13 protein-coding genes are annotated in these 14904 nt (G+C 40.0%); 1 reads left to right on the forward strand and 12 read right to left on the reverse strand.

The genetic code is table 11. The features are described 5' to 3' along the window. Positions 1–38: 38 nt before the first annotated feature. On the reverse strand, positions 39–1130 hold the full coding sequence (locus RCC89_18050; protein WMJ75051.1) for a hypothetical protein: 1092 nt from the start codon (positions 1128–1130) through the stop codon (positions 39–41). A gap of 71 nt (positions 1131–1201) precedes the next feature. Here RCC89_18050 and gldC point away from each other — a divergent pair, with 71 nt between their 5' ends. Further along, complete coding sequence (gene gldC / locus RCC89_18055) at positions 1202–1537, forward strand: gliding motility protein GldC (protein WMJ75052.1); 336 nt, start codon at positions 1202–1204, stop codon at positions 1535–1537. A gap of 583 nt (positions 1538–2120) precedes the next feature. Here gldC and RCC89_18060 read toward each other — a convergent pair. The 11 genes from RCC89_18060 to pyk form a co-directional block, all read right to left on the reverse strand. Further along, a complete protein-coding gene (locus RCC89_18060; GenBank protein WMJ75053.1) occupies positions 2121–2774 on the reverse strand; it encodes a hypothetical protein in 654 nt (217 codons plus the stop codon). A gap of 112 nt (positions 2775–2886) precedes the next feature. Further along, positions 2887–3285, reverse strand: coding sequence for a hypothetical protein (locus RCC89_18065; GenBank protein WMJ75054.1), 399 nt, complete (start codon positions 3283–3285; stop codon positions 2887–2889). A gap of 101 nt (positions 3286–3386) precedes the next feature. After that, a complete protein-coding gene (gene proC / locus RCC89_18070; protein WMJ75055.1) occupies positions 3387–4190 on the reverse strand; it encodes a pyrroline-5-carboxylate reductase in 804 nt (267 codons plus the stop codon). A 38-nt stretch (positions 4191–4228) separates the two neighbouring features. Further along, complete coding sequence (hemL, locus tag RCC89_18075; GenBank protein ID WMJ75056.1) at positions 4229–5527, reverse strand: glutamate-1-semialdehyde 2,1-aminomutase; 1299 nt, start codon at positions 5525–5527, stop codon at positions 4229–4231. Further along, positions 5524–7275, reverse strand: coding sequence for an ABC transporter substrate-binding protein (locus tag RCC89_18080; GenBank protein ID WMJ75057.1), 1752 nt, complete (start codon positions 7273–7275; stop codon positions 5524–5526). The genes hemL and RCC89_18080 overlap by 4 nt, the downstream gene beginning before the upstream one ends. Before the next feature lie 7 nt (positions 7276–7282). Further along, positions 7283–8812, reverse strand: a complete 1530-nt coding sequence (gene guaA, locus RCC89_18085) for a glutamine-hydrolyzing GMP synthase (protein ID WMJ75058.1) — start codon at positions 8810–8812, stop codon at positions 7283–7285. A 258-nt stretch (positions 8813–9070) separates the two neighbouring features. Then, positions 9071–10477: an NAD(P)(+) transhydrogenase (Re/Si-specific) subunit beta gene (locus tag RCC89_18090; GenBank protein ID WMJ75059.1), complete on the reverse strand. Its 1407-nt coding sequence runs from the start codon at positions 10475–10477 to the stop codon at positions 9071–9073. 3 nt (positions 10478–10480) lie between these two features. Further along, a complete protein-coding gene (locus RCC89_18095) occupies positions 10481–10774 on the reverse strand; it encodes an NAD(P) transhydrogenase subunit alpha (protein WMJ75060.1) in 294 nt (97 codons plus the stop codon). A 37-nt stretch (positions 10775–10811) separates the two neighbouring features. Continuing rightward, on the reverse strand, positions 10812–11948 hold the full coding sequence (locus RCC89_18100; protein ID WMJ75061.1) for a Re/Si-specific NAD(P)(+) transhydrogenase subunit alpha: 1137 nt from the start codon (positions 11946–11948) through the stop codon (positions 10812–10814). A 272-nt stretch (positions 11949–12220) separates the two neighbouring features. Then, positions 12221–13279, reverse strand: coding sequence for a M42 family metallopeptidase (locus RCC89_18105; GenBank protein WMJ75062.1), 1059 nt, complete (start codon positions 13277–13279; stop codon positions 12221–12223). A 183-nt stretch (positions 13280–13462) separates the two neighbouring features. Further along, entirely contained in the window at positions 13463–14902 is a 1440-nt protein-coding gene (gene pyk / locus RCC89_18110) for a pyruvate kinase (protein ID WMJ75063.1), read from the reverse strand. Positions 14903–14904 lie beyond the last annotated feature (2 nt).

The following is a 14904-nucleotide window of genomic DNA, read 5'->3' on the forward strand; positions in this document are numbered from 1 at the left end:
TTTTCGGCCACACACACTTGTGGCTTTTTCAGCAGTCCCTAGTTTAAGCTAAAATTGATATAAACAGGGAAATGGTCGCTAAAACCACCTTGATACTTATTGCCAGCATAGGTTCTAAAAGGTCCTTTTGAAGGGTCTTTTTTATGGTATAGCCATTCAGGATTATAAATATCGGCATGTCCATTTCCAGGTTGAAAGTTCAAACCACTTTTCTCTACATCTAACATGGAGGTCGATAAAATAATCTGGTCAAGCATAAACCAATTTCTTCTGTAGGTGCTAGTCCCTCTCCCCTCTTTGGCCAAGGCATAATAAGGATTAAACAATCTGCCTTCTTGATCTTTAGAAGCCCCTAGCACATGTAAAATACTGGTATCTGCCGGCTCATCATTAAAATCGCCCATGATTAGATAATCAGCATTTGGAAATTGCTGGTAAAGGGAATCTTTAAGGCTTTTGACAATTTCAGCAACAGTGACCCTTTTTACTTCAGTCGCTTCTTTCCCCCCAATCCTAGATGGCCAGTGGTTTACAAATACAAATATGCTATCCATGCCCACTACTCCCCCTACCACCAAAATATCTCTTGTGCGCATGCGTGTTTTCACAAAATCCTTAACAGCATAGGCATTTGAGTAAAAGGGCTTAAAGGCATCCTTTTTATAAATCAGCCCCACATCTATACCTCTTACATCCGGCGAGTCATAATGAACAATATCATAGTTGTACTCGCTGAGCAACTCTGTTCCAATGAGATCTTCCATCACTTGGAGGTTTTCCACCTCACATATCCCCATTATTTCAGGCCCATCGTCATCTCCTAATTGGTAAATTACTTTGCTCAAGTCGTCCAGTTTCTTCTGATACTTCTCTTCAGTCCACTTTTTGCTGCCATCGGGAAGAAATTGGTTATCGTTGGTGTGGGGATCGTCATAAATATCAAACAAATTCTCTAAGTTATAAAAGGCAACCGTATAAACATCTCTAGGTTGCAGAGGTTCATAAACCTCTTCATTTTGAACAATATTTGCCTCAATTATATCATTAGCACCACCCTCTTCATAAAAAATAATGGCCAAAATGGTGCCTAGGCTTATTAATAAAGCCAAAAACAGAAGAAAATTTCTCATATTTTCAATTAATACTTATCGAAAGTAAAATAATTTTTAATTTTATATTTTCAAATCAATTACTAAGCCACATGAAAAAATCAGAGATAAAATTTGAAATAGATCTAGACGAGAAAAATATACCCGAAAAGATTTATTGGGACGCGACCGATAGCCCTTCAGGTAAACTAACGGAAACCAAAGCACTTTCTGTATCTCTATGGGATCCTAAGCAAAAAAACACCATGCGCATAGATTTATGGGCAAAAGATATGACAGTAGATGAAATGAAGCAGTTCTGCATTGAGACTTTGGGCGGGATGGCAGATACCATCAAAAATTCTACTGGTGATGAAGTAATGTCAGATGAAATTAAAAGCCTCTGCACGAAACTTGTCAAACATGTACAAGAGGAAAGTAAAAAATAATAGGGCTATCCATAGATATCTTATGTTTTTATTAGCTTACATATGCTCGCTCAGTTACTTTTTGCCTCGCCGGCAGGGCCTTACTTTTTTTCTTAGACAAAAAAAGTAAGCAAAAAAGTCAAGGCCCTGAAATTTGCTAAACTTTATAACCATTACGCTATCCCGATAGCTATCGGGATGAAACTCACCCTCCTTGCGTCGGGCTCAAACAGCAAATTTTTTGGCCGCTCCATGGTTATAAAGTTCTTAACGCAATTTCATCAATGGCCGCCTAATTTTCTAACAACGGCGCCTACCTCCATTTTAAGCAGGACGTAAAAAGAATTTTATCATACAAAAAACTTATTACTTCCTAGAGACTTAAATGGACAATCATAAAAATAAAAGAGGGATGCTTTTGCATCCCCCTTATAGAACAAACATCAAATTAACCACTTATAAACTAAACCTAACTTAATCAACCTTACCTAACCTTAATGTTTTTTATATCTTTATTAAAACAACAAGGTCATTTGTAAAATTGTTTATACTTCTTAGCATTCACCCATAAAATACTCGTAATTAAAGAGTAAGCCTATTGTTTTTAATAAACTTCAGTGCTATCTTTCATAGCTTTGGCATAATCTTCATTGTCAAACCCTTCTTCAGGCAAGGGGTAAGAAAACGAGTTTTTTCTGGTTCTTAACGATATTCCTTCCTCATCTTCGCGCTTCACCTCGTCTTTCTCTTCACCAGCATTTTTGTCGCTGTCTTTCCTTGCTTTCAGGTTTGGTTTTTTATTCTTTGTGCTATCTTTCACACAAGCATCGGCGTAATGCAAATTGTCAAGCGTATCGGCTGAAAACTCGTTACCTTCTAATTCAGATTTTTTATAAAAGTCAAGATTGGCCCACTCTGACCTATACCTGATCTTTTGATAAACCTGATACTGGTCTTTGGTTAGCACCTTTTTCATAGCTTCCTCTCTAGAATGCTGTATCTGGTCATACACTTCGGCAACTTCTGTTCCTGAAAGCCCTTGACAAGCATTCTTAAGCTCTTTTCCGTGCGTATAATTGATTGATATTATTTCCTGAACTTGATTGTCTGAAAGATTAAGCTCCTGCTTTAAAAACATTGCCTGTTTTTCCGCTTTCTCCCGTGCCAATTTTGAAGAATCTATTTTGGCCTTATTATCTTGTGCATTTATGGTAAAACATGCAAAAAAAGCAAACACTAACGATGCTACTACTCTCATATCCAACTTCTCCTTTCCTTCCCTAAACTTTCTTCTTTATTAAGAAAACTTGCTCAAAAGATTATTGTTACCCACACTGCATAAAAAAAGCCACACCTAAGTGTGGCATTCTTTAAATATCTTCCTCAAATTGTTCATCCAGTGGATCTTCAAGCTCCATTTCGTATTCGAAATTTGGATCTGGCTCTACCTTAGGACACCTGACAGTAGCCGGACACTGCTCTGGATCTGGCTCTATTTCCATATCTTCAGGATCGTCATAAATTAACTTAGGATTGTCCTGAGAATATTTAGGAACGAGATTTTCAGGTTGCTCATTGTCTGGATAACTTAAATAGTTTAAGTCAACCGGCCCCTGTACATAAGCATTAATTTCCTGATCTATGTCAAATGCACGGTTTCCCCCTGGATGCCTCAGATGCTCTATATCTTCAAGAAATTGTGCATCCGCTTTATTCATAAATAATAAAGCAAATATTGCAGCCGTAAAAAGTTTAAACATTCTACTCATACCCTACCCCACTTTCTGTTATACACTTTTATAAAAAAACGGCTTACCTTGCCAAAAGGTTTATTGCAGACCAGATAGATTATCTTGGTATGCGTGCAATATTATTCAGCAGAAAGCTCCTTAGCTCTCTTCTCAGCAGCTTTTACAGCCTCATTGATACCTTCGCCAACCTTGCGTTCGATTAATTTGTCAAGAGCGGCTTGTGTAGTTCCGCCTCTAGAAGCAACTGAAGCTATAAGGTCATCAATAGATGATTTGTTATTGTTCAATATTTGGAACGACCCCAACATCGTCTGTTTCACCAACATTGCGGCAATAGCTGGATCTAAGCCCATTTCTTTACCTGCCTCAATCATGTGTTTAGCAATGTAGAAGAAGTAAGCAGGGCCACTGCCACTGATACCAGTAACTGCGTCCAACATAGCTTCATCTTTCATGAAAATAGACTTTCCGGTAGTTTCCAGTAAAGTATCTACCTCACTGATATTTTCATAAGAAGAATCTTTGTTGATGGCAAATGCAGTAATACCAAAACCAAGCTGGGCAGGAGTATTTGGCATTGCACGTGCAATTTTATCATGTCCGAGATGCTTAGACATTGTCGCGATTGTTACACCGGCCATAACCGAAATAACCAACTGCTCTTTTTTAAGAATAGGCTTAAGCTCCTCGGCAACTTTTTTGAAATCTTGAGGCTTAGTGGCCAGGATTAAGATATTATAATCACCTAGACCTGGTTCAATTTTATCTGTTATGGTTGCCAAACCGTCCTTCTCCAATTCAGCTCTTCTCTCACTGAACCTTTCAATAATTAAAAGGTTTTCTTTTTCTACAATGTTGCTTCTTACAAATGCCTTAGCATAAGTATAACCCATGTTTCCTCCACCCAATACGGCAATTTTCATAATAGTAATTAATTTTTAAACTTATAAAATATAAAAATTTATGATCTTTGAAGCACCTCTTCCAGAGATGCTGTTGCAGCTTTTACAATCTCACTGGCATGCTCTTCGGTAATAGATGCAGAAATAAACAAGGCTTCAAACTGCGAAGGGGCAAGATAAACGCCACGCTTCAACATTGCACGGAAATAACTTCCAAACAACCCTGCATCAGCCGCTTTTGCATCTGCGAAATTATTTACTGGACTTTCAGTAAAGAACAAAGTAAACATCGACCCGATATGGTTGATCGTATAATTAAGCCCCATACCTGCCAGCGACTGCCTAAGTCCAGACACTATTTTACCTGTCATTTGATTTAAACCTTCATAAACAGAAGGGTTTTCATTGAGGTAATTAAGCACAGCAAGACCAGCAGCCATAGAAACCGGGTTACCAGAAAGCGTTCCGGCTTGATATACAGGCCCTGCTGGAGATACATAGTCCATGATTTCTTTTTTGCCCCCATAGGCACCTACAGGCATACCGCCACCTATGATTTTACCGAGTGTAGTTAAATCAGGTGTTACACCAAGCACTTTTTGAGCACCACCAGCCGATAACCTAAAACCGGTCATTACCTCGTCAAAGATAAGAATAATTCCCTCTTTGTCGCAAATATCACGTAAACCTTGAAGGTAACCGTCGTGAGGAAGCACACACCCCATATTGCCTGCCACCGGTTCAATGATGATGGCAGCGATTTCTCCTTCATTGGCAGAAATAATCTTTTCAACAGCAGCAAGGTCGTTATAAGGAGCAGTAAGCGTATCATTGGCTGTTCCCTTTGTCACCCCAGGACTGTCTGGGTAACCCATTGTAACAGCACCGCTTCCAGCCGAGATAAGAAAAGAATCACCATGTCCGTGGTAACAGCCTTCAAACTTAATGATTTTTTCGCGTCCTGTAAATCCTCTAGCCACACGTATAGCAGCCATGGTAGCCTCTGTACCAGAGTTTACCATCCTTACTTTATCTATTGAAGGCACCATAGAAGTAATCAGCTCTGCAATTTCTACTTCTTTTCTACCAGGAGCACCAAAAGACAAAGAATCTTTAATGGCATCACTTACCGCTTTTTCCACAAGTTCATGCGCATGACCAAGTATCATTGGCCCCCATGAATTTATAAGCTCAATAAACTTATTGCCATCCTCATCAAATAAGTATGCGCCTTTGGCATTTTTGATAAAAATAGGATCTCCCCCTACGGCTTTAAAAGCTCTTACTGGAGAGTTGACCCCTCCTGGAATTACTGACTTGGCCCTTTCAAAAAGACTTCGACTTATTTCGCTATTCATCTTTTTCTTTTAGTTTTTTTGTCTTCAGAAACTTCTGGTGAAGGTAATGGCTTTTTGACAGAAGTTACAGGCCCGAGGAAAGAATTTTGAAACTTTATCAACGGCACTACTTGATTGCTATTAGAACAGGAGAAATCTACAGCCCCCATCACTTTTCCGTCAGTACGACCACATTTCTGAAGATCTTCATTGAACATATTACCGTATTTTCCAAGATAGTTGCCAAAAGCGGACATTAGCTCATATCCCTGAAATGCATAAGAAGAAGGATATATGTCCATTTTTTTGACATACGCTTTCTTAAACTTTTTCACCTTTTTACTGCCATAATCCATATACTCTGGCATTATAAAGTGCACTTGCCTTCTCTCAAGCTGATCAAAAGACATGAGTTGTACATTTAGCCACTCTGCATAGCCAATAACTGGTATGTCCATCCTTAACACATCGAGAGAACTGACCACAGTAGCCGCTACAATCTGTTCTGACGATGGGACGAACAAATGGCTTACTTTGGTCATGAGCAATGAATCGCCGAGCAATTCTTTGATATCTTTTACACTACTTTTCTTAACCTTTCTAAAAGCCGCAATCTCATAATCCATTCTTTCAATGGTATCGCGATAGGCATGTGCAAGCAGAGAGTCCTTAACAGATTCACCATATAAAATAATAGCATTGTTACGGGCAGTATCCGCTTTGCCTACATAACCTGCTATTTTAAAAGCTTGGGTTTCTACAGACGGTTGAAAAAGGTATACGTAGTTGTTGTTTTCTATAAGACTGTTGCTGTTTGCAAAAGGATTGACTACATTGATTTGGTTCTTCCATGCAAATTCAGCCAATATCTCATTATGAGAAGAGTAAACAGGGCCTACAATCAGGTCCATCTTCTTCATTTCAGGCTTATCAAGCAAGGCTGAAAACTTAGCAGTATCTTTATCGGTATCATAAGCGTGAAGCTTTATATTGACGCCTTGTTCTTTTAATGAGTCAACAGCAATGCGCATCCCTTCGTACATATCTAAAACAAACTGGTTGGGACGGCCAGATTTTTCAGGGTCAAGATTCTTAACCATAAAAGGGAACAGCACTGCTACATTGTATACATCTTTCTTTTCAGAAACTTTTTTGGGTCTTGCTATTATGGAACGGTCCAACTTAAACTCCTGCATAAGGTATTCCCTAAGCATATACTCTTTTTCGCCTATGAAAGGCCCTGAAAGTCTTTCTACCAACACAACAGCCAAAGAAAGCTCCTCGTCGTACTTTCTTTGCAGGTCGATCAAGGTATCTAAAGACTTAACTTTTCTAAAGTAGTAAGTCTTCATATTTTCCAGGTCAGGACGCATTTGCTTAGAGCTAGCAGCTTTTTCTGCAAACTCCATTGCCTGATGCAATTTTCCTTGCTCAAAAGCTGTATTAGCCAGCAAGTAATATGCTTCATTGCGCTTGTTCCAGTTAGGATACCTTGTAGTTAACTGAAGCAGCATCTGACGTGCCTCGTCATATTGCTTGCTTTTAAAAGCAGACAGAGCATAGAAGTAATGCGCATACTCGGTATACTTATTACCATCTGCCGGAGAAGTCAAAGGCTTGAGCAGTTCCATGGCAAGAGTATACTTCCCTTCCTCATAGAGGTTTTTGCCATGCAAGTACTTTTCTCCATATTCGTCCTGTGCGTTTACCGTCGTGACCGATAACACAACAGAGAAAAGCAGCGGTAAAAAGAATTTCAGTTTTTTCATAATACTTTTATTCCCATTCAATGGTAGCAGGTGGTTTAGAACTGATATCGTAAACGACCCTGTTCACACCTTTTACCTTATTAATTATTTCATTAGAGACATCAGCAAGGAACTCGTATGGCAAATGCGCCCAATCTGCCGTCATACCGTCCAGACTGGTCACCGCTCTTAAAGCGACAGCATTTTCATAAGTTCTTTCGTCTCCCATTACACCTACCGATTGCACCGGTAGCAATATTGCACCTGCTTGCCAAACCTCATCATATAGGTTGCTTTTTTTCAAGCCATTGATAAATATAGCATCAACTTCCTGTAAAATGGCAACTTTCTCCCTGGTTATGTCCCCTAAAATACGAATTGCGAGACCTGGCCCTGGGAAAGGGTGGCGTTGAATGATTTTTTCATCTATTTCCAAGGTTTTCCCAACCACCCTTACTTCATCCTTGAACAAAGTATTGAGAGGTTCTAAAACCTTAAGTTTCATAAAATCAGGCAAACCTCCAACATTATGGTGCGATTTTATAGTCGCTGAAGGTCCTTTTACTGATACAGACTCGATAACATCAGGGTAAATAGTCCCTTGTCCCAACCAGCTAACGTCCGATATTTTATGGGCTTCGTCATCAAAAACTTCTATAAATGTACGACCAATTGCCTTACGTTTCAACTCCGGGTCTGTCAAACCTTCCAGAGCTGTATAAAAACGCTCTTTTGCATCAACACCAATAACATTCAGTCCCATGCTCTTATAAGACTCAAGCACCTCTTCATATTCGTTTTTCCTAAGCAAGCCATTGTCTACAAATATACAAGTCAGGCGATCTCCTATTGCTTTATGGATAAGTACCGCAGCTACAGAAGAATCAACACCTCCCGAAAGTCCCATTACCACCTTGTCATTTCCGGTAAGGTTCTTAATCCAGTTTACAGTGGAGTCGATAAACACATCCGACGTCCAATCCTGTGAACACCCACAAATATTAACGATAAAGTTTCGTAGAATAGTCTTTCCTTCTACAGAATGCGTAACTTCTGGATGGAATTGAATTCCATAGGTAGGTTCATTTTTCACCTTATATGCGGCCACAGAAACCGTTTCAGTGCTGGCAAGAATTTCAAAATCGTCAGAAAGTCCTGAAATAGTATCGCCATGAGACATCCATACCTGTGAATATGGGGTCATTTCCTTCATAAGCAAATCTGTGGTATGGATATGCTGAAGCCTGGCCCTACCGTACTCCCTGATTTTTGACGGCATTACTTCATTGCCTGCTTTATGGGCGATAAACTGTGCGCCATAGCAAATGCCTAACAATGGCAATTTACCCTTTACCCCTTCAAGGTCTACATAAGGGGCATCTTGTTCCCTTACAGAACATGGGCTTCCTGAGAGTATAACACCTTTTATTGTGCCATCTATTTCTGGCATTTTATTATATGGGTGTATTTCACAATAAACATTAAGTTCTCTGACCCGGCGAGCTATCAACTGGGTATATTGCGAACCAAAATCTAGAATTAAAACTTTTTCTGTCATGCCCGCAAAAATAACACACCTTAGCAGGTTTTACTAATGTTTTTTTAAGAGACATTAATAAGCCCCCCTTAAGTTCCCTGTTTTTATTAAATTTTAGATACCAGAAACCACCAATAAAACAGAACCCGAACCAATCCTATAAAATAAAAAAGTCCCGGAAAGCTCATTCCAGGACTTTTTTATTATATTTTAAATACTCGACAAAAACCGCTACAAAAAGCAGATTAACTATTTCTTTACATCAAGGATATTTAGCAATTAAGCAGGCACTGTTGACTTAAGTTCGCCCACCACCTTTGTTAAACTAACTTTGGCATCACCAAAGAGCATAAGGCAGTTGTCGCTACCAAACAGTTCATTCTCAATACCTGCGTAACCAGAAGCCATACTTCTTTTAGAAACGATAACTGTGCGTGCCTTTTCGACATTTAGCACAGGCATTCCATAAATTGGGCTACCAGGATTAGTTTTTGCCGCTGGGTTCACCACATCATTAGCGCCGATGACCAACACGACATCACAATTAGAAAAATCATCATTGATCATTTCCATCTCTACCAACTTGTCATAAGGAACGTTAGCTTCTGCCAGCAGTACATTCATGTGTCCTGGCATACGGCCAGCTACAGGATGAATGGCAAAGCGTACATCTATATTTTTCCCTTCAAGAAGGTCAGACATTTCTTTTACCACATGTTGTGCTTGAGCTACCGCCATTCCATAGCCTGGCACTATAATAACCGAAGAGGCAGAGTCAAAAATCATAGCGGCCTCTTCGACTCCTACTTCTTTTACTACCATATCACTTCCACTGCCCCCACTGCTTGCCTCTCCAGGAGCTTGGCCAAAACCTCCTAATAGGACATTGACTAAAGAGCGGTTCATCGCCTTGCACATAATCTGGGTCAGGATAATCCCTGACGCTCCAACCAAAGAACCTGTAATAATCAGCAATTGATTGTTCAATACAAAACCTGTAGCACATGCCGCAATACCAGAATATGAGTTAAGCAAAGAAATAACCACAGGCATATCGGCTCCGCCTATAGGCATTACGGTCAATACACCTAAGAGAAGTGCAGCACCAAGCAACCCGATCATGTATAGCTGAAAATCCGGTGCAACCACCATCATACTAGCAGCGGCAACTGCCATTAGTAAAAGCACGGCATTAAGTGGGTGCTGCCCTGCAAACTTAAAAGCGCCACCTTTTATAGTACCACTTAGTTTTCCAAAAGCTATCAAAGAGCCGCTAAATGTAAGGGCGCCAATAAAAATACTAAGTGCAACAGTGACTCCTGTTATACTGTCTAACATCTCAAACCTCGAGTTTTGCACACGAAAATATTCTGAAAGTGCCACAAAAACAGACGCACCGCCTCCTAGACCATTAAAGATGGCCACCATTTCAGGCATAGCGGTCATTTCTACTTTTTTAGAAACATAAACCCCTATCACAGACCCTACCAAAACTGCGGCAAAGATTTCGGCAAAACTCAATACCCGATTGTCAAATAAGGTAGCAGCAATGGCCAAAAACATGGCAATAGCGGAAAAAGCATTACCCTTGCGGGCAGTATGTGTTTTTCCTAACATCTTAATACCTGTTATAAAAAGTACAGATGCCGTCAGGTATACTATTTGAATAATTATCTTCTGGTCCATTGTTTACTTCTTCTTTTTAAACATCTTTAGCATACGGTCGGTCACCATATAACCTCCCACAACATTGACAGTAGCCAATGTTAAAGCCAAAAGCCCTAACACTTTAGCTAAAGGGAAACTTCCCGGAGCAGGGCCAGAACAGATAATTGCCCCAATTACCGTAATGCCAGAAATAGCGTTTGACCCTGACATTAAAGGAGTGTGCAAAGTAGGAGGAACTTTTGATATCAATTCAAAGCCGACAAAAGTAGCCAGAACAAGCACGTATATAAGTACCAATAAGCTTTCTGTACTCATTTTCTTTTATTTATATTATTGGGTTAATTAATTATTTTTAAGATTTCTGTAAAATAGACTTTGTAAGCCCGTGCATCAGCATGCCATTATGTGTTATAATGCACCCCTTGGTAATCTCCTCCTCCAAATCTTGCTTTAGCCCTTCTTTATCTGAAAGGTGGGTCAACAGTGCCGTAATGTTCCTTGCGTAAAGCTCACTGGCATTGACCGGCAATAAAGAAGGTAGATTCCCCTCTCCAATAATCGTCACCCCCTCCTTTACAACCGTTTGATTCAATTCGCTCAGTGCACAATTGCCTCCCATTTCTACCGCCATATCTACAATCACCGCACCCGGTTTCATAGATTTCACCATTTCCTCAGTCACAAGCACTGGCGCTTTTTTACCCATTATCAAGGCAGTGGTAATAACAATATCGGCGTCCTTAATATGCTTTTTCACCAATTCTTGCTGTTTTTGCAGAAATTCTGCGCTTACCTCTCTGGCGTAACCGCCTTCAGTTTCCAGACCTTTCCCCTCTTGCTTGACTTCTAAAAACCTTCCACCCAAAGACTCTACCTGCTCTTTGGTTTCTGGCCTTACATCAGTGACTTCTACTACAGCCCCTAGCCTTCTGGCCGTCGCCAATGCTTGTAAGCCGGCAACACCAGCACCAAAAATGAGCACTTTAGCAGGAGTAATTGTACCAGCGGCAGTCATCATCAGAGGGAATATCTTCCCTAATGCGTTAGCTCCCAACAACACAGCCTTATAGCCTGCAAGATTGGCCTGAGAGCTCAGGGCATCCATCTTCTGTGCCCTTGTTATCCTGGGAACTGCATCCATTGCAAAGGAAGAGATGTTCTTTTTTAACAATGCCTCCACCAGCTCAGGTCGGGTATAGGAATAAAGGAAAGCAATCAATGCCGCATGGTTTTTCATCAAAGCTACTTCCCCAATACCGGGCGCATTTACACAAAGCACAATATCTGCCTGCCCCCAAACATTTTTGGTATCAGCAATTATTTCTGCTCCGGCACTGATATATATTTCATCTGCAAACCAAGATTTCTCGCCGGCACCCGCCTCTACGATACATGTATAGCCTGCTTTTACCAGTTGCTTTACTGTATCAGGAGTCAATGCTACCCGATTTTCTCCCTGTCGTTTTTCTTTTGGTACTGAAACTATCACCGTATTTTTTTTAGTTGTAAACAGGTATTTATGTATGTTGTTATAAAAAAACGAAATATGTAAAATGCTTCCTAATGGATGTTCAAGCACTACCCTACGATCTCTTTCCGCATCTACACTTTTCCACCACTACAGCTACATTTATAAAAGAGCCGGCAAATATAAGGCTCTTTATTTTATAATTATTCATAGAACATAAAAAAAATTCCTGTCTATAAATTGAATAATTTATAGACAGGAATTACTTATTCAAATATCCGGTGTTATCAGAATCAGGAAAATTCCCAATTATGGGCATTGATATTTTCCAGCGCCGCCTTTAGAAGGCCCACAGAGCCAGCGACATCTTTTTTGTGCACCATTTCAATTACCTGGTGAATATGTCTGGTAGGAATAGAAATAGCTCCAGCGATAGATCCATTTTGGCCCATTCTTTGGACTGATGCCGTATCTGTACCGCCAGCTGTTAAAATCTCACTTTGCCATTTTATACCTTTATCCTCAGCAGTAGCTTTCAAAAAGGCTACCATTCTATAATCGCAAATTACAGAGGAGTCCATAATCTTGATAGCCGTACCGTTTCCAAGGCTGGTAATTTTTTCATGCGCTGATGCTGACGGGGTATCGTATGCAATGGTAGTATCAAGTGCTATTCCGTAGTCGGGGTTTATTTGGTGAGCAGCTACATTAGCCCCTCTAAGCCCTACTTCCTCCTGTACCGAGAAAACACCATAGACATCGTAAGGGACATTCTTTAACTGTTTTAATGTCTCTATAAGAATATAGACCGAAACGCGGTTGTCCAGCGACTTACAGTTCACACAATCCCCCATTTCAATCAAACCACGCTCTCTGGTCACGGGAGTACCTACCTGCACGAACTTTTCCACTTCTTCCTTAGGCAACCCTAAGTCAATAAAAAACTCATCTATTTGCGCAGGTTTATTCCTTTCTTCAGGCTTCATTACATGGACAGGCTTACTGCCCATTACGCCTATCAAGTCCTGCTTTCCATGAACAATAACCCTTTGGGCTGTCAATGTTTTAGGATCAAACCCTCCGAGTGTATGAAACTTCAAAAAACCTTGCTCTGTGATATGTGTTACAATAAAACCAATCTCGTCCATATGTGCAGCGACCATAACTTTTTTCCCATCAGGGTTGGCATTACCTTTTTTAAGTGTAATCACATTTCCCATATTGTCAACCCTCAACTCGTCGACAAAAGGCGCTACAGTTTCACAAATAAACTTTCTGATTGGCTGTTCAAAACCTGGCGCACCAGGGAGTTCACAAACTTTTGCTAAAAGAGAAATATCTACTTCAGTCATTTCTAAAAAAAATTTAGGCGGTTAAACCCGGCAATACGTAAATAGGCTTCAGATGGTTGGCAAAAGCATTCTTTGTACCATAAAAATCTGAAAAACATTACTTACCCGGGTGCATTAAAAAAGAAAAAGTGGGCAATAACTGTATTAATACCCACTTTTTAAGTAAAATGTTTAAAAAACTAATTAATCTACCACTCCAACCTTCAGCATATTTGAGTGATGCTGGCTGGTCAAAGGCATAGATCCGGTAGCTACATAAATATCTTCTTTCTTTAGTAGTCCTTTTTCAACTAAGATATTTTTAACATTTTCAATGGTTTCATCAGCAGATGCAAAATCTTCATAATAAAAGGCCGCTACGCCCCAAATCAGATTTAACCTTGCGACCATTTCTTTGCTCTTAGTAAATATAAATATTTTAGCTTCTGGACGATGGCACGCAATACGGAAAGCTGTATATCCAGTTTGGCTAAGTCCGATAATCGCTTTAGCCTGTGTTTTTTTGGCCAAGCTGCAAGCGGTAGTAATAACACTGTCAGAAAGAACAGAAGGGTTATGGTCTTCTGGATCTACTGTTAAGTTTTTATTATATATAGTAGAAGTAGGATGTGTTTCTACAGCCTGACAAATTCTCGCCATACCTTTAACAGCAAGCACTGGATACTGTCCAGAAGCGGTTTCCGCACTAAGCATGACCACATCAGCACCGTCAGTAATGGCATTGGCAACATCGTTTGCTTCAGCCCTAGTTGGCCTAGGGTTGCCTATCATACTTTCCATCATCTGAGTAGCAACAATTACAGGCTTAGCAAGTCTCAAACATTTTTCTACGATCATTTTCTGGATCATAGGAACATCTTCCATTGCAATTTCAACACCTAAATCGCCCCTAGCCACCATAACAGCATCTGTAAGTTCGATAATACCATCAATATTCCTAATAGCCTCAGGTTTTTCAATCTTAGCTATTACTTTCGTGGTTTTTCCTTTGCTCTTGATAATTTCCTTCAGCTCTGCGATGTCTTCGGCCTTTCTAACAAAAGAAAGTGCGATCCAGTCCACGTCATTTTCTAAGCCAAAAAGTAAATCTTCTCTATCTTTTTCGGTAAGGGAAGGTTCTGAAACCTCTGTATTAGGCAGGTTAATTCCTTTTTTAGATTTAAGCAAACCACCGTAAACGATAAGCGCCTCTACTTCGTCTCCACTAGACGAAAGCACTTTCAGTTCTATGTTACCATCATCAATAAGGATCGTGTCACCAGGCTTAACATCTGAAGTTAACCCTTGGTAAGAAGTACTGATCTTACTACTTGTACCTAAACACTGCTCGCGGGTAATAATAATCTTTTCACCTTCTTTCAGCTCTACACCATTGTTTTCAACCTCATTGGTTCGGATTTTTGGTCCTTGAAGGTCTTGAAGGATAGCAACATTAACATTGTGTTCTTCGTTAATTTCTCTAATATATTTAATAACTTGAAGATGTTGCTCATGCGAACCGTGAGAAAAGTTGAGGCGAAAAATATTAGCTCCGGCCTGTATTAGTTCCCATAACTTTTCTTTGGTGTTGCTGGCCGGCCCGACGGTTGCAATGATCTTGGTTTTTTTACTTATCGGATTCATTG

The sequence above is a fragment of the Cytophagaceae bacterium ABcell3 genome (genome assembly GCA_030913385.1).
GTDB lineage: Bacteria > Bacteroidota > Bacteroidia > Cytophagales > Cytophagaceae > ABcell3.

What these genes read in the sequence shown, in the direction of transcription:
- RCC89_18050 (WMJ75051.1), bottom strand. Translation starts at nt 1,130, where the DNA reads ATGAGAAATTTTCTTCTGTTTTTGGCTTTATTAATAAGCCTAGGCACC.
- gldC (WMJ75052.1), top strand. Translation starts at nt 1,202, where the DNA reads ATGAAAAAATCAGAGATAAAATTTGAAATAGATCTAGACGAGAAAAAT.
- RCC89_18060 (WMJ75053.1), bottom strand. Translation starts at nt 2,774, where the DNA reads ATGAGAGTAGTAGCATCGTTAGTGTTTGCTTTTTTTGCATGTTTTACC.
- RCC89_18065 (WMJ75054.1), bottom strand. Translation starts at nt 3,285, where the DNA reads ATGAGTAGAATGTTTAAACTTTTTACGGCTGCAATATTTGCTTTATTA.
- proC (WMJ75055.1), bottom strand. Translation starts at nt 4,190, where the DNA reads ATGAAAATTGCCGTATTGGGTGGAGGAAACATGGGTTATACTTATGCT.
- hemL (WMJ75056.1), bottom strand. Translation starts at nt 5,527, where the DNA reads ATGAATAGCGAAATAAGTCGAAGTCTTTTTGAAAGGGCCAAGTCAGTA.
- RCC89_18080 (WMJ75057.1), bottom strand. Translation starts at nt 7,275, where the DNA reads ATGAAAAAACTGAAATTCTTTTTACCGCTGCTTTTCTCTGTTGTGTTA.
- guaA (WMJ75058.1), bottom strand. Translation starts at nt 8,812, where the DNA reads ATGACAGAAAAAGTTTTAATTCTAGATTTTGGTTCGCAATATACCCAG.
- RCC89_18090 (WMJ75059.1), bottom strand. Translation starts at nt 10,477, where the DNA reads ATGGACCAGAAGATAATTATTCAAATAGTATACCTGACGGCATCTGTA.
- RCC89_18095 (WMJ75060.1), bottom strand. Translation starts at nt 10,774, where the DNA reads ATGAGTACAGAAAGCTTATTGGTACTTATATACGTGCTTGTTCTGGCT.
- RCC89_18105 (WMJ75062.1), bottom strand. Translation starts at nt 13,279, where the DNA reads ATGACTGAAGTAGATATTTCTCTTTTAGCAAAAGTTTGTGAACTCCCT.
- pyk (WMJ75063.1), bottom strand. Translation starts at nt 14,902, where the DNA reads ATGAATCCGATAAGTAAAAAAACCAAGATCATTGCAACCGTCGGGCCG.